This window comes from Novosphingobium soli, from assembly GCF_042432915.1.
Classification (GTDB): Bacteria; Pseudomonadota; Alphaproteobacteria; order Sphingomonadales; family Sphingomonadaceae; genus Novosphingobium; species Novosphingobium soli.
Genome location: NZ_JBHLWK010000019.1, coordinates 24,122 through 43,189 on the forward strand (window position 1 = coordinate 24,122; position 19,068 = coordinate 43,189).

General features: G+C 71.0%; 14 protein-coding genes. 9 read left to right on the forward strand and 5 right to left on the reverse strand.

The annotated features are described in order from the left end of the window. Positions 1–177: 177 nt before the first annotated feature. From cobW to bluB, 4 genes are read left to right on the forward strand one after another with little or no spacing between them, the layout of a single operon-like run. Positions 178–1,230 (forward strand): cobalamin biosynthesis protein CobW, encoded by a 1,053-nt coding sequence (gene cobW, locus ACFFJC_RS15800; protein WP_379488446.1) that lies wholly within the window; start codon positions 178–180, stop codon positions 1,228–1,230. Continuing rightward, positions 1,230–4,952, forward strand: a complete 3,723-nt coding sequence (gene cobN / locus ACFFJC_RS15805; RefSeq protein WP_379488447.1) for a cobaltochelatase subunit CobN — start codon at positions 1,230–1,232, stop codon at positions 4,950–4,952. The genes cobW and cobN overlap by 1 nt, the downstream gene beginning before the upstream one ends. Positions 4,953–4,954: 2 nt before the next feature. Beyond that, positions 4,955–5,563: a cob(I)yrinic acid a,c-diamide adenosyltransferase gene (cobO, locus tag ACFFJC_RS15810; protein WP_379488448.1), complete on the forward strand. Its 609-nt coding sequence runs from the start codon at positions 4,955–4,957 to the stop codon at positions 5,561–5,563. Beyond that, positions 5,563–6,204, forward strand: coding sequence for a 5,6-dimethylbenzimidazole synthase (bluB, locus tag ACFFJC_RS15815; protein ID WP_379488541.1), 642 nt, complete (start codon positions 5,563–5,565; stop codon positions 6,202–6,204). The genes cobO and bluB overlap by 1 nt, the downstream gene beginning before the upstream one ends. Here bluB and ACFFJC_RS15820 read toward each other — a convergent pair. Beyond that, positions 6,191–7,042, reverse strand: coding sequence for an ABC transporter substrate-binding protein (locus tag ACFFJC_RS15820; RefSeq protein WP_379488449.1), 852 nt, complete (start codon positions 7,040–7,042; stop codon positions 6,191–6,193). The genes bluB and ACFFJC_RS15820 overlap by 14 nt on opposite strands. A gap of 140 nt (positions 7,043–7,182) precedes the next feature. Here ACFFJC_RS15820 and ACFFJC_RS15825 point away from each other — a divergent pair, with 140 nt between their 5' ends. Together ACFFJC_RS15825 and ACFFJC_RS15830 are read left to right on the forward strand one after the other, a co-directional pair. After that, positions 7,183–8,154, forward strand: coding sequence for a FecCD family ABC transporter permease (locus ACFFJC_RS15825; RefSeq protein WP_379488542.1), 972 nt, complete (start codon positions 7,183–7,185; stop codon positions 8,152–8,154). After that, the gene (locus ACFFJC_RS15830) at positions 8,148–8,924 is read left to right on the forward strand and encodes an ABC transporter ATP-binding protein (RefSeq protein ID WP_379488450.1); all 777 of its coding nucleotides are present in this window, start codon (positions 8,148–8,150) and stop codon (positions 8,922–8,924) included. The genes ACFFJC_RS15825 and ACFFJC_RS15830 overlap by 7 nt, the downstream gene beginning before the upstream one ends. Positions 8,925–8,973: 49 nt before the next feature. Here ACFFJC_RS15830 and ACFFJC_RS15835 read toward each other — a convergent pair whose 3' ends face one another. The 3 genes from ACFFJC_RS15835 to ACFFJC_RS15845 all read right to left on the reverse strand — a co-directional run bounded on the left by ACFFJC_RS15835 (position 8,974) and on the right by ACFFJC_RS15845 (position 13,019). Then, positions 8,974–10,263 (reverse strand): metal-dependent hydrolase family protein, encoded by a 1,290-nt coding sequence (locus tag ACFFJC_RS15835; RefSeq protein WP_379488451.1) that lies wholly within the window; start codon positions 10,261–10,263, stop codon positions 8,974–8,976. A 67-nt stretch (positions 10,264–10,330) separates the two neighbouring features. After that, on the reverse strand, positions 10,331–12,637 hold the full coding sequence (locus ACFFJC_RS15840) for a TonB-dependent receptor (RefSeq protein ID WP_379488452.1): 2,307 nt from the start codon (positions 12,635–12,637) through the stop codon (positions 10,331–10,333). A gap of 217 nt (positions 12,638–12,854) precedes the next feature. Continuing rightward, positions 12,855–13,019, reverse strand: a complete 165-nt coding sequence (locus ACFFJC_RS15845) for a hypothetical protein (protein ID WP_379488453.1) — start codon at positions 13,017–13,019, stop codon at positions 12,855–12,857. A gap of 150 nt (positions 13,020–13,169) precedes the next feature. Here ACFFJC_RS15845 and ACFFJC_RS15850 point away from each other — a divergent pair, with 150 nt between their 5' ends. Continuing rightward, positions 13,170–15,929 carry a M14 family zinc carboxypeptidase gene (locus ACFFJC_RS15850; RefSeq protein WP_379488454.1) on the forward strand — a complete coding sequence of 920 codons (2,760 nt, stop codon included), beginning with the start codon at positions 13,170–13,172 and terminating at the stop codon, positions 15,927–15,929. 70 nt (positions 15,930–15,999) lie between these two features. Here ACFFJC_RS15850 and ACFFJC_RS15855 read toward each other — a convergent pair whose 3' ends face one another. Beyond that, positions 16,000–17,190 (reverse strand): aromatic amino acid transaminase, encoded by a 1,191-nt coding sequence (locus tag ACFFJC_RS15855; protein WP_379488455.1) that lies wholly within the window; start codon positions 17,188–17,190, stop codon positions 16,000–16,002. A gap of 162 nt (positions 17,191–17,352) precedes the next feature. Between ACFFJC_RS15855 and ACFFJC_RS15860 the strand changes: the two genes are divergently transcribed. Together ACFFJC_RS15860 and ACFFJC_RS15865 are read left to right on the forward strand one after the other, a co-directional pair. After that, positions 17,353–17,829: an Lrp/AsnC family transcriptional regulator gene (locus ACFFJC_RS15860; protein WP_379488456.1), complete on the forward strand. Its 477-nt coding sequence runs from the start codon at positions 17,353–17,355 to the stop codon at positions 17,827–17,829. Positions 17,830–18,019: 190 nt separating this feature from the next. Continuing rightward, on the forward strand, positions 18,020–19,009 hold the full coding sequence (locus tag ACFFJC_RS15865; RefSeq protein WP_379488457.1) for a ketopantoate reductase family protein: 990 nt from the start codon (positions 18,020–18,022) through the stop codon (positions 19,007–19,009). Positions 19,010–19,068: the final 59 nt, after the last annotated feature.

A 19,068-nucleotide genomic window follows, 5' to 3' on the forward strand; every position in this document is an offset into this window, starting at 1 on the left:
CACGGCACGGTATGGTCCGTCTGAGCGACATTCGTATCGCGGCGCAGGGCCGCATCGGTGCCGTGTGGCGGGCGTGTTCGCGCCTGCCCGTCCGCAGGCGCACCGGGCCGTCGGACGCGTCGCCGCGCCGCCGGTACGCCCCGCCCACCGAAGTCGCCGGCGCGGGAGAGCATGACCTTGAGCAAAGTACCCACCACCGTCATCACCGGCTTCCTCGGCGCGGGCAAGACCACGCTCATCCGGCATCTGCTGCAGAATGCCCGCGGCCGCCGGCTGGCACTGGTCATCAACGAGTTCGGCGACGTCGGCGTCGACGGCGAACTGGTGAAAGGCTGCAACGACGCCGCCTGCCCCGAGGAGGACATCCTCGAACTGGCGAACGGCTGCATCTGCTGCACCGTGGCGGACGACTTCCTGCCGACCATGGAGAAGCTGCTCGACCGGCCGAGCCCGCCGGACCACATCATCATCGAGACCTCGGGCCTGGCGCTGCCCAAGCCGCTGGTCAAGGCGTTCCAGTGGCCCGGCATCCGCACCCGCGCCACGGTGGACGGCGTAGTCGCGCTGATCGACGCCGATGCCGTGGCCGCCGGCCGTTTCGCCACCGATGCCGAGGCGCTCGCCGCCGCCCGCGCGGCCGACCCCAGCCTCGACCACGACAGCCCGCTGGAGGAGCTGTTCGAGGAGCAGCTCGGCTGCGCGGACATGGTGGTGCTCAACAAGACCGACCTCGTCGATGCCGAAACGCTCGCCCGGGTCGAGGCACAGGTTTCGGCCGAGACGCGTCCCGGCGTGAAGATCGTGCGGGCCGACCATGGCGCGGTGGACATCGCGGCCCTGCTCGGCATCACCGCGGCGGCCGAGGACGACCTCGATTCGCGCCCCTCCCACATCGACGGGCTCGACGACGACCACGACCATGACGACTTCGACACCTTCATCGTCGCGGGCGGCGAGGTCGTCGATCCGGACGCGCTGCTGGCGGCGGTCGCAGCGCAGATCGCCGCGCACGACGTGCTGCGCGTCAAGGGCATGGTGGCGGTGGCCGGCAAGCCCAGCCGCCTCGTGGTGCAGGCTGTCGGGCCGCGCATCCAGCACTTCTTCGACCGCGCCTGGAAGCCGGCCGAGCCGCGCCGCACGCAGCTGGTGGTGATCGGGCAGAAGGGCCTGGACCGCGCCGCGATCGAGGCCGCCCTGGCGCCCGCCCTCGACGGCGTGCCGCGCGGCTGATGCACCTCCTCTCCGCCACCCCGGGCGCGGTCTCCAACGGCGAGGAGGCGATCGACCTCGACCAGCCGCCGGGCGACATCGTGATCCTCACGGTGGCGGACAGCGAACTCGCCTGCTTCGCCGCAGCCGCCGCGCAGCTGCCCGAGGGCGGCCCCAGCGTGCGCCTGGCGAACCTGCTGCAGCTTCGCCACCCCTACTCGGTCGACCTCTACGTCGAGAAGGTGATCGCCCATGCGCGCTTCGTTTGCGTCGTGCTGCTGGGCGGCAAGAGCTATTGGCCCTACGGCGTCGACGAGATCGCGCTGGTGGCACGCGAGCGCGGGATCGCCTTCGCCGCGATCGCCAGCGGGCACGAGGACGACCCGGTGCTGGAGGCGGCCTCCACGGTGTCGCCCGACACCATCGAACGGTTGCGCGACTACCTGCGCCAGGGCGGGACCGCCAACGCGCTCGCCTTCCTGCAGCTGGCGGCGCGGGCGATCGGGCGGGACTGCGGGACGCCCGACGATCCGGTGCCGATTGCCGATGCCGGGCTCTACCTTCCCGGGCTCGCGCGGCCGACGCTGGCGGACCTGCAAGCCTCGTGGGCACCGGGCGCGCCTGTGGCGCTGCTGGTGTTCTACCGCGCGCTGATGGTGGCGGGCACGCTCGATGCCATCGACGCCATGGTCGAGGCGCTGCGCCGCGAGGGGTTCAATGTGGCGCCCGTCCACGTGCGCGCCTTGCGCGAACCGGCGGCGGTGCGCTGGCTGGGCGGCTTCATCCGCGAGATCGCGCCCGACGTCGTGGTCAACGCCACCAGCTTCGCGGCCTCGGGCTCGGGCGAACCGCGGGTGGGCAGCGTGCTGGAACAGGCCGACTGCCCGATCCTGCAGGTCGCCGTCGCCGCCGTCGAGGAGGCCGAGTGGCAGGCCTCGGCACGCGGGCTGCCGCCCCGCGACCTGGCGATGAACGTCGCGCTGCCCGAGGTGGACGGGCGCCTGTTCACCCGGGCCGTCGCCTTCAAGGCGGCGGAGCGCTTCGACGCGGTGACCCAGTGCGGCATCGTCGTGCCGCGGGTGGCCGAGGACCGGATGGCCTTCGTCGCCGCGCTCGCCGCGCGCTGGGCGGCGCTGCGCCGCACGCCGCCGGCGGAGCGCCGGGTGGCGCTGGTGCTGGCCAACTATCCCAACCGCGACGGCCGCATCGGTAATGGCGTGGGGCTGGACACGCCGGCCAGCGCCGCCTCCATCCTGACCGCGCTCGCGGCCGCGGGCTACGACGTCGGTGATGCGCCGGGGGACGGGCAGGCGCTCATGCAGGTGATGACCGGCGGGGTCACCAACGACCTCGCCTCCCTCGCACGACCCGGCGAGGCGGCGCTGCCCCTCGCCGAGTACGAGGCCGCCTTCGCCGCGGTGCCCGAGGGCGCGCGCGCCGCCATGACCGCGCGCTGGGGGGCGCCCGCCGACGATCCGTTCGTGCGCGACGGCGCCTTTCGCCTCGCGGTCCACCGCTTCGGCCATGTCTGCCTCGCGGTGCAGCCGGCGCGGGGTTACAACATCGACCCCAAGGCCAGCTACCACGACCCGGCGCTGCCGCCGCCGCATGCCTACCTCGCCTTCCACGTGTGGCTGGAGCGGCGGTTCGGCGCACAGGCGCTCGTCCATGTCGGCAAGCACGGCAACCTGGAGTGGCTGCCCGGCAAGGCGCTGTCGCTGTCGGCCGACTGCTTCCCCGAGGTTTGCGCCGGGCCGGTGCCGCAGCTCTACCCGTTCATCGTCAACGACCCGGGCGAAGGCACGCAGGCCAAGCGGCGCATCGGTGCGGTGATCGTCGACCACCTGACCCCGCCCCTGACCCGCGCCGAGAGCCATGGCCCGCTCAAGCACCTCGAAGCGCTGGTGGACGAATACTACCTCGCCGCCGGCATGGACCCGCGCCGGCTGGAGCGGCTGCGCCGCGACATCATCGACCTCGCCCGGTCGCAGGGGCTGGACAAGGACGCGGGCGCGACCGGCGACGGCGACGATGCGCTCTCGGCCATCGACAACTACCTGTGCGAGCTCAAGGAGCTGCAGATCCGCGACGGGCTGCACGTCTTCGGCCACTCGCCCCAAGGCCGGCTGCGGCGCGACCTGCTCGTCGCCCTGGCGCGGGCGCCGCGCGGCTACGACGGACCGGGGCAAGCCTCGCTGCTGCGCGCCATGGCGCAGGACTTCGCCCTCGCCTTCGACCCGCTCGACTGCCGCATGGCCGATCCCTGGTCGGGCCCGCGGCCGGCGGCGCTGGCCGCGGTGTCGGACGAGCCGTGGCGGACGCTGGGCGACACCGTCGAGCGGCTGGAGCTGCTCGCGGCGGCCTGGCTCGACCGTCCCCCGGCCGATCCCCTGCCCGCCAGCACCGCGGTGCTCGAGGCCATCGCCGCCGACCTCGCGCCGCGTGTGGACCGCTGCGGGGCCGCCGAGACGCAGGCGCTCCTGGCCGGGCTCGACGGGCGCTTCGTGGCGCCGGGGCCCTCGGGCGCGCCGACGCGCGGGCGGCCCGACGTGCTGCCCACCGGCCGCAACTTCTATTCGGTCGACACCCGCGCGGTGCCCACCGCGGTCGCCTGGGACCTCGGCCAGCGCTCGGCGCAGCTGCTGGTCGCGGACTATCTGCAGCGCGAGGGCGAGTACCCGCGCGCCATCGCGCTGTCCGCCTGGGGCACCGCGAACATGCGCACCGGTGGCGACGACATCGCCCAGGCCCTGGCGCTGATGGGCGTGCGCCCGCGCTGGGAATGGGCCTCCGGCCGCGTGACCGGGTTCGAGGTGATGACCCTGGCCGAGCTCGGCCGCCCGCGCGTGGACGTGACGCTGCGGGTCTCCGGGTTCTTCCGCGATGCCTTCCCCGAGCAGATGGCCCTGATCGACTGCGCCGCGCGCGCGGTGATGGCGCTGGACGAGGCCGACGCCGACAATCCCGCGGCCCAGCGCCACCGGCAGGAGAGCGCCGCGCTGGCCGCGTCCGGAGAGGATCCCGCGCTCGCCGCCCGCCGCGCCGGCGCCCGCGTGTTCGGATCGAAGCCGGGTGCCTATGGCGCGGGCCTGCAGGCGATGATCGACGAGCGGCTGTGGCACGAGCGCGGCGATCTCGCCGAGGTCTACCTCGAATGGGGCAGCTACGCCTATGGCGCCGGCGCCGAGGGGGAGGCCGAGCGCGCGCTGTTCACGGCCAGACTCGCCCATGCCGATGCCGTGGTGCAGAACCAGGACAACCGCGAGCACGACCTGCTCGACAGCGACGACTACTACCAGTTCGAGGGCGGCATCGCCGCGGCCGTGGAGCACATCCGGGGCCGCGCGCCGGTCAGCTACCACAACGATCACTCGCGCCCCGAGCGCCCGGTGATCCGCACGCTGGCGGACGAGATCGGCCGCATCGTGCGCGGGCGCGTCACCAACCCCAAGTGGATCGCAGGCGTCATGCGCCACGGCTACAAGGGCGCGTTCGAGATCGCCGCCACGGTCGACTACCTCTTCGCCTTCGCCGCCACCACGCATGCGGTGCAGGACCACCACTTCGATGCCGTCCACGCCGCCTTCATCGAGGACGAGGCGGTGCGCGCGTTCATGGCGCAGGCCAATCCCGCAGCGCTGCGCGAGACTGCCGCGCGCCTGGCCGAGGCGCTCGAGCGCGGCCTGTGGAAACCCCGGAGCAACAGCGCGGGCCTGCTGCTCGCCCGTATCGCAGGAGCATGACGATGGCAGAGCGCACCGACGAGCAGCACGCCGAGAAGATGAAGAAGAAGAAGGCCGTCCACGACCGGATCCTGGCCGGCAAGACGGTCGAGAAGGGGCTGCTGATCGTCCACACCGGCAAGGGCAAGGGCAAGACCACCGCGGCGCTCGGCATGGTGGTGCGCGCGATCGGGCATGGCCGCAAGGTCGGCGTCGTGCAGTTCGTCAAGGGCGCCATGGCGACCGGCGAGAAGGTGGTCTTCGATGCCTTTCCCGAGCAGGTCGAGTTCAAGCCGATGGGCGAAGGCTTCACCTGGAACACGCAGGACCGCGCCCGCGACGTCGCGCTGGCGCGCGAGGCTTGGGACGAGGTCAAGCGGATGGTCGCCGATCCTGCCTACGACATGGTGCTGGCTGACGAGCTCAACATCGTGCTGCGCTACGACTACCTGCCGATCGAGGAGGTGCTGGACGTGCTCACCGGGCGCGCCGCGATGAAGCACGTGCTCGTGACCGGCCGCAATGCGCCGCAGGCGCTGATCGACGCCGCGGACCTCGTCACCGAGATGACGCTGGTCAAGCACCCGTTCCGCGAGCAGGGCGTCAAGGCGCAACCGGGCATCGAGTTCTGATCTTGCCGCCGCTCTTCGCGCCTTCCTTCCACGACGATCTCGCGACGTTGCTGACATGGCGGCGGGATTCGCGGCACTTCCGCAGCGACCCGCTCGACGAGGCGCTGGTGGCCGAGTTGCTGGAGCTGGCGCAACGGGCACCCTCGGTCGGCAATTCGCAGCCCTGGCGCTTCGTGCGGGTGCGCTCCGAGGCCACGCGCGCGTCGCTGGCACGCCACGTCGATGCGGAGGCGGCGAAGGCCGGCGCGCGCATGCCGGCTGCGGACCGCCGTGCGGCCTATGGCGCGCTCAAGCTCCATGGCCTGGCCGACGCGCCCGAGGTGATCGCGGTGTTCTGCGACGATGCCACGCCGGCCGGCCTCGGCCTGGGTGCGGCGACGATGCCGCAGACGCGCGAATGGTCGGTGGTGCTCGCCATCCACACGCTCTGGCTCGCTGCCCGCGCCCGCGGCCTCGGCCTGGGCTGGGTCTCGATCGTGGAGCCTGCGTTCGTCACTGCGCTGCTGGAGGTGCCTGCTGCCTGGCGCTTCGTCGCCCTCCTGTGCCTGGGCCATCCGCAGGAGCCCGACGACGTGCCCGAGCTGGAGCGCCGCGGCTGGCAGGCCCGCATCGACTGGCGGGAGAACGTCAGTGAGCGGTGACGCCCTGCGCCAGCGCACGCGCCGCCTTGACGTAGGCCGGGCCGCCGCAGACGGTCCAGGCCTGCGGGATGCCGATGCGCGGGATGCCGTCCAGCACCGGATGATGCATCATCGCGGTGCCCTGGTCGACGACGCGGTCGGTGGCGGTGTCCACCACCAGGAAATCCGGGCGGGCGGCGGCCATTTCCTCCAGGCTCATCTGCGAGAGCGCCGGCTTTCCGAGCTTGGCCGCAAGGTTCGTCACCCCCACGCGATGCATCAGGTCATCGACGAGGGTGCCGGTCCCCGTCAGATAGCCGCGCCGCTGGTAGTAGGCGGCGACGAGACCCGGCCGCGCACGCGGCAGCCCGGCGAGGTCCCGGTCCATGCGCGCGACCAGCGCTTCCCCGCGCTCCGGGTGGCCGACCGCCTTCGCCACTTCGCGAATGGAGCCGACGATCGCGGCGTAGCTTTCGGCGGACTTGAGGTCGACTGCCGGGTACTTGCGCGACTTGAGCACGGCGATGGCGGGGCTGCGGCGGGCCGGCATGCCGATGACGAGGTCCGGCTCGATCGCCATGATCTCCTCGGCCGAGCCGCGCAGGACGCGCAGCCCGCGCGCGGAGGCCGCGGCCGCGGACATATGCGGGTCGGTGGCATTGCGCGTCAGCCCCGCGATCTGGCCCCGGTCGGCCAGCGCGAGCACCAGCTGGTCGGCGCACAGGTTGAGGGAGACGATCCGCCGCGGTGCCGGCACCGCAGGGCGGGCGGGGGGCGCAGGACTGCCGCTCGCACCCAGGAGCACCACCAGGGCGCCCAGCGCGAGCATTCCCGAACGAAGACAGATCGCGAGCCTCATCAGGGCCGCTCCATAGCAACACGACCCCGGGACACAAGCGTGACGGGGAACCGATCCAAGACGAGGTATTCGTGCCAGACCTTTCCCCTGACCCCCGCCGCGCGCTAGCGGACGGCCCTTCCCACAGCCGCCACCCGGCGCTGATACCGGTGCTTGTGGCGGCGCTGGTGCTGGCGGCCTGCGGCTCGATGGCGGTCGGCCCGGTGGCGATCGCCCCAAGCCGCATCCTGGCCGCGCTGGCCGGGCACGGCGACCCGGTGCTGCGCGCGATCCTGATCGAGCTGCGGCTGACGCGCACCGTGATCGCACTGCTGGTCGGCGCCATGCTCGGGCTGGCGGGCGCGGTGCTGCAGGGCTACTTGCGCAACCCGCTGGCCGAGCCTTCGGTGCTGGGCGCGTCCAACGCGGCGGCGCTGGGCGCGGTCGGCGCGATCTACTTCGGCATCGCCGAGTGGAACATCGTCATGCTGCCGCTCCTGTCGATCGGCGCAGGGCTGCTCTCGCTCCTGCTGCTGTTCGCGCTGGCGGGGCGATCCGCCAGCCCGCTGGCGCTGATCCTGGCCGGCATCGCCGTGTCCACCCTGGCCGGCGCCGGGATCAGCCTGGCCCTCAACCTCTCGTCCAACCCGTTCGCGGCGATGGAGATCATGGCCTGGCTGCTGGGCTCGATCGAGAACCGCACGACCGAGCACATCTGGATCGCCCTGCCCTGCATTGCGCTGGGCGCGGGACTGCTGCTCTACGACGGGCGGACGCTCGATGCGCTCTCGCTGGGCGAGGACGGCGCGCGGTCGCTGGGCGTGGACCTGACGCGGGCGCGGCGCCGGCTGCTGCTCGGCACCGCAGTCGGCGTGGGGGGCGCGGTGGCGGTGTCCGGCGCCATCGGCTTCGTCGGGTTGATCGTGCCGCACTTGGTCCGCCCGCTGACCGACCGCAGCCCTTCGGCGATCCTGCTGCCTTCGCTGCTGGGCGGCGCGGTGCTGCTGGCCGGCGCCGACATCCTGGTGCGGCTGATCGCGACCGCGAGCGAGCTCAAGCTGGGAGTGGTGACCGCTTTCCTGGGTGTGCCCGTGTTCCTTGTGCACCTGCTGCGGGAGCGCGGCGCATGGTGAGCCTTGCCATCGAAAGCCTCGGCGCGGACCTGGATCGCCGGCCGGTGCTGCACGCGGTGAGCGCACGGCTGGAGCCCGGCGTGCTCACCGGGGTGATCGGCCCCAACGGCGCCGGCAAGTCGACGCTGGTGCGCGCGATGCTCGGCCTCGTGCCGGCGCGGAGCGGAACGGTGCGGATCGACGGGCAGGACATCGCGGCCATCGCGCCGCGCGCGCTGGCGCGCACGATCGCCTACTTGCCGCAGGGCCAGACGCTGCACTGGCCGCTGACCGTCGCGCGGCTGGTCGAGCTGGGGCGGCTGCCGCATCTTGGGCCGCTGTCGCGGGTCGGCGCCGAGGACCGCCGCGCGGTGGAGGAGGCGATGGCGCGGGCCGACGTGCTGCACCTCGCCCATCGCATCGCCACCGAGCTGTCGGGCGGCGAGCGGGCGCGGGTGATGCTCGCGCGCGCGCTGGCGGTGGGCGCGCCCGGCCTGGTGGTGGACGAACCGCTGGCGGCGCTCGACCCGGGCCACCAGATCGACGTCATGGAGCTGCTTGCGCGCGAGGCGCGTGCCGGGGCGCTGGTCGTCGCCGTGCTGCACGACCTGACGATGGCGGCGCGCTACTGCGACCGGCTGCTGCTGCTCGACGGCGGCCGGCTCGTCGCGGAAGGGACGCCGGCCGAGGTGCTCAGCCCCGAGCGGCTGCGCCAGGTCTACGGCATCACGGCGCGGATCGACCTGGCGGGGCCGGCGCCGATGGTCGTCCCCACCGGGCGCCAGAGCTAGGGCATCGGCGAAGAGCGGACCGCCCCGGGGGGCTGCCCGCTCCGCCGGGTCACTTCACGACTTCGCCGCCCTTCATCACGAACTCGACGCTCTCCAGCCGGGTGACGTCGCGCAGCGGGTCGCCGCTGACGGCGATGAGGTCGGCATAGCGCCCCGGCTGGATCGAGCCGATCCGGTCGCTGGCGCCGAGCAGGTCCGCGGCATGGACGGTGGCCGCCTTGATCGCATCCAGCGGCGTCATGCCGGCCTGGACCATCAGCGCGAACTCGCGCGCGTTGCGGCCGTGCGGGGACAGGCCCTGGTCGGTCCCGAAGGCGATCTTGACGCCCGCCTTGTAGGCGCGGCCGAGGTTGCGCAGGACGATCGGGCCCACTTCCAGCGCCTTCGCCGCCGCGGAGGGGTTCAGCGTCTCGGGCCGCGTCTTGGCGATCTGGACCACGGTGTCGGCAACCAGCAGCGTGGGCACGAGGTAGGTGCCGTGGGCCTTCATGGCGCGGTCGGTCTCGGCATCGCCGAACGAGCCGTGCTCGATCGAATCGACGCCCAGTTCGGCGGCGTGCAGGATCGCCACCTTGCCGTGCGCGTGCGCGGCGACCTTGATGCCGAGGCCATGCGCGGTGTCGACCACGGCGCGGATCTCGTCGTCGGTCATGGTCTGGTGGCTGGGGTCGTCGCCGATCGAGAGCACGCCGCCGCTCGGCATGATCTTGATGAGGTCGACGCCGTCGCGCCGCATCGCGCGCACGACCCGGGCGGCCTCGTCCGGGCCGTCGATGACGCGGCCCTCGGAATGGAAGTCGAGCTCCGGGCTCATCCCGTTCTGCGGGTCGCCGTGCCCGCCGGTCGGCCCGAGCGGATAGCCGGCGGCCCAGATCCGCGGGCCCTCCACCTTGCCCTCGGCGATCGCCTTCTTGAGGCCGACGATCACCTTGGTCTCGCCGCCCACGTCGCGGATCGAGGTGAACCCGGCCTTGAGCGTGGCGCGCGCATAGCCGACGCCGGCATAGGCCTGGTCGATCGTGGTCTCCTGCACGCGCTCGGCCACCGGGTTCTTGCCGCTGTAGCCCATCAGGATGTGGTCGTGCGCGTCGATCAGGCCGGGCAGCACCGTCTTGGTCGACAGGTCGACCACCTCGGCACCGTCGCGGGTGACGAAGCCGTCCTCCACCGAGACGATCCGGTCGTCGTGGATGACGACGGATGCGCGGCTGCGCATCGCGGTGCCGTCGAACAGCTGGCCGGCATGGACCACGACGTCGCGCGCGATCGCGCCGCCGGAGACGCCGCACAGCAGCGCGGCGGCCAGGGGGAGGCATTTGGTGAAAGCGGAAAGGGTCATCTCGCGGGTCCGGACTGGGGAGGAACGGGGCGGCGCCGGCGGCAGTGCCGGCGCCGGGATCGGGTCGTCAAAAGTTGTAGCGGACGTTGACGCCCACCGTGCGCGGCGTGGCGCTGTTGACCAGGGTGCGGCCCACCGCGATGGCGCTGGAGGTGGCGCGGGTGATGGCGGTGGCGTTGAGCAGGTTGGTGGCGAACAGGTACGCCCCCCAGGCCTTCTCCGGCCCCTCGATCCCGATGCGCGCGTTGACCAGCGCATAGTCGTCCACCTCGCGCGCGTAGACGTAGGTGTGGCGGAAGTCCGACCACGATCCGCCGACGTAGCTCGCATCGACGCGCGCCATGCCGCCCAGGGTCTCGCTGAGCGGCCAGTCGTACTGCACCGAGCCGCCGGCCATCCACTTCGGCACGTAGGGGATGCGGTCCCCGTCGAGGCCCGAGGTCGCGGTCACGCCGGTGTTCTGGTCCTCGGTGAGCCGGGCGTCGATGTAGGTGACGTTGCCCTGGATCGACAGGCCGTAGAGCGGGCGCAGGCCCAGCTCGGCCTCCACGCCCTCGACCCGCGCCTTGCCGGCGTTGCCGAGGTAGGAGAACGCGCCGTTGGGCGTGCGCAGCGTGATCTGCATGTCGCTCCAGTCGATGCGGTAGACGTCGATGTTGAAGGTCGCCATCCGGTTGAGGAAGCTGGTCTTCAGGCCCACCTCGTAGTTCCACAAGCTGTCCGAATCGTACGCGGTCAGCGCGGCGTCGAGCCCGAGCACCTGGTTGGCGCCGCCCGGCCGGAAGCCCTGGGCGGCTTCGGCGTAGAGCATGATGTCGGGCGTGATCTTGTAGGAGCCGTTGAAGCGGAACACCCATCCGTTCTCGGACGAGGCGACGCGGGTGGGCGGCGTGACGCGCGCGCCGACCAGGATCGAGGGCACCGTCGTCTCGCCCACGATGTCCTTCTCGTAGTGGAAGTAGCGCGCGCCCGCCGTCAGGTTCAGCCCGTCGACGACATCCCACGACAGCTCGCCGAAGCCGGCCAGCTGCGTCAGCGTGTCGTCGATGTTCCGCACGGTCGCGATCTGCAGCGGGCGGATGATCTCGCCGGTCTCGGGATCGGCGTTCACCTGCGGGTTCTGCACGACGATGTTGCGATCCGAATAGAAGCCGCCGAGCGTCCAGTTCAGCGGCCCCGATCCGTCCGAGCTCAGCCGCAGCTCGGCCGTCCAGGCGTCCATCTCCTGCTGCGGGTAGAGCGCCGAGGTCGATTGCGAGTCCACCAGCGCATAGAACCCGGACAGCTGCGAGGGGCTGCAGGCCGCGCCGGCGCCGACCAGCGTGGCGCAGCGCGCAGGCGTGCGCTGGCCGCTGATGTAGCGCGAGACGTCGCCGACCGACGACAGGTCGCGGTGCATGTACGAGCCGGTCGCGGTGAAGGTCGCGAAGTCGAACTCGTAGTTGGAGGTGATGCTGTAGAGCTCGACGTCGTCGCGCACCGGCTGGCGGGTATAGGCGTCGGAGTTGTACTTGCCCGCGTTCAGCACCCAGCCCGGGGTGTCGGTGCGGGTGCGATTGAGGAAGGCCGCCACGTCGAAGGTCCAGCGCTCGGACGGCTTCATGCGCAGCATCAGGCGGCCGCCGTAGCTCTTGAGCACGTTGATGTCGTCGATCCCGAGCGCGGTGTTGTCGATGAAGCCGTCCTGCCGGCGATAGAAGCCCACCGCGCGCACGCCGACCTTGTCGGTCGCCAGCGGCACGTTCAGCATGGCGCTGCCTTCGTAGTTCCAGCCGCCATGGTCGGTGTTGGAGAGGCTGGCGTCGACAGTGCCCTCCACCTGGGTGAGGTCGGGCTTGCTGTAGATGATGCGCAGCGTGCCGCCCATCGATCCGGCGCCGTAGAGCGTGCCCTGCGGCCCGCGCAGCACTTCCACCCGGTCGACGTCGAACAGGCGCAGCTCGGGCGTGGAGCCGCCGGCGTCATTGCTGGCGCCGACCATGCCGGTCACCGGCGTCTCGTCGTAGTAGGTGCCGATCATCGGCTCGCCCGCGCCCTGGATGCCGCGGATCACCACGCGCCGCTGCGAGGGGCCGCCGTCGACCAGGTTGAGGCCCGGCGTGGTGGCCGAGAGATCGGCAATGCTCTGCACGCCCGACTGCGACAGGCTTTCGCCGGTGATCGCGGAGATCGAGATCGGCGTTTCCTGGATGGTCGTGCTGCGCTTGAGCGCGGTCACCACGATCTCGTTGCCGACCGGCGCGCCGGCAACATCCTGGGCGGCATCCTGGGCGGTGGCCTGCAGCGGCGCCATGCCGGCGGCGCCCGCTCCAAGGGCGAGGATGGTCGCCAGGGTGCGGCGTCCGCTCGCGGGACGGATCTTCAATCTCGACATCTACAACCCCTCATCGTTGTGGCGCCTGGCTTTTCGCAAGCGCAATATTCCCTGCCATCGCCGTGCTGCGACAGTCGCCTGGCGACCCTTCAGTGCCCTCGCGTTGCTGAACCGGATGGTTGCCCCCACAAGTGCCGCTGAACGATGCCGCGGCTTGGTCGAACCCTGTGCCCCCAAGGCTCCGACCCGGTCAGCGTGGAAGAAGAGGCAGGTGAGGTCAACAAAAGATTTCGGCATGCGTGGTGCAATTCGCACGCACGAAGCGTCCTCGCCGCCCGACATGGAATTTTGTTGCGCTCTCCTTCAAATCGGCGGGAAAGTGCAGCGTCCCGGAGCGCTGGAGACCGGCTTTTGCCGGCGAATTGCGCGGCAGATTGGCCAAGTCCGCGCGCCAAAACAGAAATATTGTTGCAACCCGGCGCCGGAGCGGAAAAGATGGCTGCGGGGATCACCATCACGAGCCGGCGGACCTCGGCGCAGGACCATGCGGTCCTGCGCGCCGTGCGGGCCTATGTCGAAAACAGGAGGACTGATGATCAGGAAGAGCTTCGCCGCCGCCACGATGGCAATGCTGTTGTGCGGCGCAGCATCGGCGCAGCAGATGGACCCGGACTATGCGGACACGGTCAAGAGCTGGACGACCAAGCCCGAGTTCATGAGCCCGCTCGTCGATCACCTTCCGGTTTCGAGCACGATCCCCTCGCCCAAGCAGGTCCTGGGCCAGCACATCGGCGCGCCCAATACGCTGCATTACTACGAGCAGATCATCGGGTACTATCGCGCGCTGGCCGCCGCCGCGCCCGACCGCGTACGCATCATCGAGATCGGCAAGTCCGAGGAAGGGCGCGAGAACGTCGTCGTGATGATCTCCGCGGCGAACAACATCGCCAACCTCGAGAGCTACCGCGCCAACCTGGCGCGGCTGGCCGACCCCCGCACGCTGCCGGCAGCCGAAGCGGCAGGCGTGATCGCCGCCACCAAGCCGATCTACCATATCTCCGGCGGCCTCCACAGCGCCGAGACCGGCCCGCCGGAGATGCTGATGGAGCTGGCCTACCGCCTGCTCACCGAAGACAGCACGCTGATGAAGACGATCAGCGAGAACCTGGTGGTCTCGATCACGCCGGTGCTCGAGGCCGACGGGCGCGACCGCTACGTCGACTGGTACTACCGCAACCTCGTGGACGAGCGCGACGACCGCACCAAGCCGGGCGGCCCGCCGTACTGGGGCAAGTACATCTACCATGACAACAACCGCGACATCAATTTCTCGGACGTCAGCGCGCGTCACCTGATGAAGTTCTACCTGGACTGGCACCCGCCGGTCATGCACGAACTGCATGAATCGGTGCCGTTCATGTACACCTATTCGGGGCAGGCGCCCCAGAACCCCGATCTCGACCCCATCCTGTTCGGTGAGCTGCCGTGGTTCGCCAACTTCGAGATGGCGCAGATGACCAAGTACGGCATGCCGGGCGTGTGGACGCACGGCTTCGTGGATGCGTGGACTCCCGGCTACCTCGCCTTCATGTCGTCGAACCACAACGGCATGCTGCGCATGTACGAGACCTTCGGCAACGCCGGCGCCACCACGATGCTGCGGCACGTGGCGCCCGAGGTGCAGACCGGCGTGCGCGGCGGCGACTGGACCAAGCGCGACTGGTATCGCCCGCTGCCTCCCTACAAGGAGGTCATGTGGTCGATGCGCAACAACACCAACTACATGGAAACCGGCATCCTCACCGCGCTGGATCTGGCATCGCGCTTCCCCAACGTGATCCTCGAGAACTTCTACAAGAAGAGCAGCAACGCCGTGGTCGCGGGCAGCAGCGAGGCGCCCTATGCCTACGTCATCCCTGCCGGCCAGGCGGACTCCGCGCGGATCAAGTTCGTCACCGACGTGCTGCGGATGCAGGGCATCGAGATCGGCCGGGCGACCCAGGCGGTGAAGGTGAAGGAAGGCTCCTATCCGGCCGGCTCGCTGATCGTGAAGCTGGACCAGCCCTATGGGCGGCTCGCCAAGATGCTGCTGCGCCTGCAGGACAACTATCCCGACGAGAAGCTGACCACCTACGACGACGCGGCCTGGACCATGGGGCTGATGACGCACACCAAGGTGGTCGAGGTGGCCGACAAGGCGATCCTGGAGACGCCGGTGACGAAGCTCGACAGCTTCGCGCTCTCCGGCTCGATCGACGGCGCCGGGGCCGGGACCTACGCGGTGCTCGACGAAGGCTCGGTCAACATGGCCACCTTGCGCTACAAGCTGAAGGACGTGGGCGTGCGCATCGTCGATGCGCCGTTCAAGGCCAAGGGGCAGACGGTGCCGGCCGGCTCGTTCCTGGTGCCGGGCAGCGCCTACGGCACGCTCAAGCCGCTGGTCGAGCAGCTCGGCCTCAAGGCCGTGGCGGTGTCCGGTTCGGGTGCCTCGGCGGCGCACGACAGCGCTCTCCCGCGCACGGCGGTGTTCAGCACCTGGGGCGGCACCGAGAAGGTGGGCTGGCTGCGCTACGCCTTCGACCAGCAGGGCATCGACTACGACCTGGTCTACAAGGAGCGGCTGCGCCAGGGGAACCTGCGCGCCGACTTCGACGTCATCATCCTGCCGAACCAGGGCCGGTCGACCAAGGACATCGTCTTCGACCTGCCGATGCAGGGCAAGCCGCTCCCTTACACCAAGACCGAGAAATACCGCTTCTCCGGAGACTACGGCGCGTCGGAGGACATTCGCGGGGGCATGGGCCTGGAAGGCCTGATGGCGCTGCGCCAGTTCGTGGAGCAGGGCGGCACGCTCATCACCACCGGCAACGCCAGCGCGGTGCCGGTGCAGTTCGGCCTCGTCGACGACATCACCACCAGCGCGCCGCCCAAGGACTTCTACGCCCCCGGCCCGATCGTCTCGGCCAAGGTCCTCAAGCCCGAAAGCCCGATCTTCTACGGCTACCAGGGCGACCTGGTCGACGCCAAGATGCCGGTGCGCTGGGCCGACAACACGCTCTACGCGGTGCCCGAGAGGCTCAAGGGCGAAGTGCTGATGGAGTTCCCCGGCGGCAAGGCCGGCGTGATGAGCGGCTTCATGCGCGAGGCCGAGGCGGTGAAGGACCGGCCGGCGATCATCAACGTTCCCCGCGGCAACGGGCGCATCCTGATGTTCGCCACCAACCCGATCTGGCGCTGGCAGAACTTCGGCGAGTTCCGGATGCTCTACAATGCGATGCTGAACTGGAAGCAGCTCGGCGCCACCGACGTCGCGCCCTCGGCGCCGGCGGAAGTGCCCGAGGCGCAGCGCTGACCGGCGCGTGACAAGGCCGGGAGCGGGGCCGTCCCGCTCCCGTCCCGTCCCGTCGCGCCGCCGCGCCGGCTCAGGTGGTGACGCGGGCCGTCACGTCGCCCAGGGCCTCGGCGAAGGCATCGACGCGGTGGAGCGGCAGTGCCGCCAGGTTCACGCGGCCGTCCGGGGCGATGAAGATCGCGAACTGCGACCTCAGCCGCGCGACTTGCGCGGCGTCGATGGGGAGCAGGCAGAACATCCCGTGCTGGCCCGCGATCGCACCGAGCCTGGGGTCGTTGGCGGCGAGCCTCGCCCCCAACGCCCGGCGGGTGGCTCGCAGGCGATGGCGCATGCGCGCCAGTTCGTCGCGCCACAGCTGCGTCAGCGCCCTGTCCTCCAGGATCGTTCGCACGACCGCGGCGCCGTGGTCCGGCGGCATCGAATAGGAGGAGCGGGCGATGGTGCGGGCGTTGGCCATCGCCACTTCCAGCGCGGCGGCGTCGTGGCCGCAGCAGACCAGCGCGCCGCCCCGGTCGCGGTAGAGCCCGAAGCTCTTGTTGCAGGACACCGCGACCAGCGCCTCGGGCACTTCGGCCAGCACCGTGCGCAGGCCCTGTGCGTCCTCCTCCAGCCCCTCGCCGAAGCCCTGGTAGGCGTCATCGAGCAGCGGGATGAGGCGCTTGCGCGCCAGCGTCCGCCCGATCGTCTCCCAGGCCTCGGGGTCGGGGTCGACGCCGGTCGGGTTGTGGCCGCACGCTTGCAGCAGGAACGCGTCGCCGGGCTGCGCCTGCTCGGCGGCGGCGAGGAAGGCGTCGAGCGCGAAGCCGCCGGTGGCCGGATCGACATGGGCGTAGGTGCGGATCGCCAGCCCCGCTGCGGCGAAGACCGGGACGTGGTTGCTCCAGGTGGGCGTCGCCAGCCAGATCGTGCGCGGCCCTCCTGCTGCCGCGAGCAGGCCGGCGGCGAGGCCCAGCGCGCCGGTGCCGCCCACCGTCTGCATCGCGCGGGCGCGGCTGCCCGCTTGCGCGCCGAGCACGAGGTCGGTGATCGCTTCGGCAAAGCCGCGGTCGCCGTCGGGGCCGAGGTACGACTTGGAGGCCTGCCCGTCGACCAGGCGCTGTTCGGCCTGCTTGACCGCCTGCATCACCGGGGTCCGGCCCTCGTCGTCGCGGTACACGCCGACCGAGAGGTCGAGCTTGTCGGCCCGGCCGTCGCGGGCGAATTCGCCGATGAGTGAAAGCAGGGGGTCTGGCGTCTGCGCGGCCAAGCAATCGAACAGCATGGTGGTCCCGGATAGTGGAGGATGCCCCGCCTTGTACCGGCAAGGTCCCGCGGCGGGTTTGCCTTTTTTGCGCATTGCGCTGATAGTTCGCACGCGCCGCCCACCTTCGTGGCGATCGGCGCAATCAATCTGCATGATCCCTCCCAGACCAGGAGAACCGCCATGGCCAAGGACCGCCTCGATCACTTCGACCGCAAGATCCTGGAGCTCATCCAGCAGGACGGGGACCTCGGGCCGAGCGAGCTGAGTGCGCGGATCTTCCTGTCGCCGTCGCAGTCTTCGCGGCGGTTGCAGCGGCTGCGCGACGAGGGTTACATCGAACGCACCGCGGCGATCCTCAATCCCGAGAAGCTGAACCTCGGGATCTCCGCCTATGTCTCGGTGCGCCTGCGCTCCCAGGCCAAGGAACACGTGCAATCGTTTCGCGAGCGGGTCGAGTCGCTGCCGGAGATCGTCTCGTGCGATTACACGACGGGCGAGATCGATTTCATGCTGCGGGTCCACACCAAGGACCTGCAGTCGTACAGCGAGTTCATCAATTCCAAGCTGTTCTCGGGCAACGAGGTGGACAACGTGCGCACCTTCATCATCATGAAGCAGCTAAAAAGCACCACCGCGCTCAGCCTGGAATACTGCTGAGCCGGTAGGACGGCGCACGGCGCGTGCACAAGGGCCGGTTAGCGCCGCGATAACGCGCGGACAGTGCGCGCGATCGGTCCTATGGCCGGCAGGTCCCTCTCCTCCTTCCCGGATGTGCCGTGCCCCCCTTCCCCGCCCGCCCGCTGCCCCGAAACCTTGCTGAAACGCCGCATCGCGGGACGCGCCGGGCATGAGCGCAAACCCACGCCTCTGCGTGTTCGGGGCCGGCGCGGTGGGCACGCTGGTGGCGGCCCGACTGGCCGATGCAGGGGGTCAGGTGACGGTCATTGCCCGGGGTGCGCGCCTGCGGCAGCTCGGCGAGCGGGGGTTGCAGCTGCGCAGCGCGAGCGGCGCGGCGGCGCGCCTGCCGGTCGCGGCGCGGGCGGCGGCGGAGGCGGGGCCGCAGGACGTCGTGTTCGTGGCGCTCAAGGGCGGCGACATTCCCGCCGCGCTGCCCGAGCTGCTGCAGGTGGTCGGGCCGCAGACGCGGCTGGTGCCGCTCGTGAACGGCATCCCCTGGTGGTATCGCCAGCCGCTCTCGTCCCGGCCGGTGGCCGCGGTCGACCCGCAAGGCGCGCTGGCCGCCGCCTTCGACCCGCGCCGGATCGTGGGCGCCGTGCTGTTCCTGACGAGCGCCATGGACGCCGAGGGCGTCGCCACCGTGCAGGGCGCGGAGCGCATCGTCCTGGGCCCTGTCGTGCCCGGGGCCGAAAACGATGCCGGGGACGATGCCGCGCAGGTGGGCGCGCTGTTCGCCGGCAGCGGCATCGACGCCGCGGTGGTGCCCGACATCCGCGCCGATCTGTGGGCCAAGGTCGCGCTCAACCTCGCCACCAATCCGCTGTCCGTGGTGGCCGACGCGACGCTGGAGCAGCAGTTCCGCTCCGACGCCCTGTTGCCGGTGGTGAGCGCCGTGCTCGACGAGACCGTCGCCGTCGCCCGCGCCCACGGCGTCGAGCCCCGCCTCACCCGCGAGCGCATGCTGGAGATCGGCGCCCGCGCGGGACCCTTCTACACCTCGATGGCCCAGGACCACCGCCGCGGCGTGCCGCTGGAACTGGGCGCGATCTGCCTGTCGGTGTTCGAGCTGGCGGCGGAGGCGGGCGTCGCCATGCCCGTGGCGCGCGCGGTGTACGACTTGTGCCGCTTCCGCGCGGCGGCCGGGGGCGCGGCCGCCTGAAGGGCGGCGCGCGGCTTTCTTGCTTCGACACGCTCAGCACGAGCGGTGGCGGGCTGGCT

Bases quoted from the DNA above. Each gene is read 5' to 3' on its own strand.
- ACFFJC_RS15830 (WP_379488450.1), top strand. From the start codon at position 8,148: ATGGTGAGCCTTGCCATCGAAAGCCTCGGCGCGGACCTGGATCGCCGG.
- ACFFJC_RS15835 (WP_379488451.1), bottom strand. From the start codon at position 10,263: ATGACCCTTTCCGCTTTCACCAAATGCCTCCCCCTGGCCGCCGCGCTG.
- ACFFJC_RS15820 (WP_379488449.1), bottom strand. From the start codon at position 7,042: ATGAGGCTCGCGATCTGTCTTCGTTCGGGAATGCTCGCGCTGGGCGCC.
- ACFFJC_RS15850 (WP_379488454.1), top strand. From the start codon at position 13,170: ATGATCAGGAAGAGCTTCGCCGCCGCCACGATGGCAATGCTGTTGTGC.
- ACFFJC_RS15865 (WP_379488457.1), top strand. From the start codon at position 18,020: ATGAGCGCAAACCCACGCCTCTGCGTGTTCGGGGCCGGCGCGGTGGGC.
- ACFFJC_RS15855 (WP_379488455.1), bottom strand. From the start codon at position 17,190: ATGCTGTTCGATTGCTTGGCCGCGCAGACGCCAGACCCCCTGCTTTCA.
- cobO (WP_379488448.1), top strand. From the start codon at position 4,955: ATGGCAGAGCGCACCGACGAGCAGCACGCCGAGAAGATGAAGAAGAAG.
- ACFFJC_RS15860 (WP_379488456.1), top strand. From the start codon at position 17,353: ATGGCCAAGGACCGCCTCGATCACTTCGACCGCAAGATCCTGGAGCTC.
- ACFFJC_RS15840 (WP_379488452.1), bottom strand. From the start codon at position 12,637: ATGTCGAGATTGAAGATCCGTCCCGCGAGCGGACGCCGCACCCTGGCG.
- cobN (WP_379488447.1), top strand. From the start codon at position 1,230: ATGCACCTCCTCTCCGCCACCCCGGGCGCGGTCTCCAACGGCGAGGAG.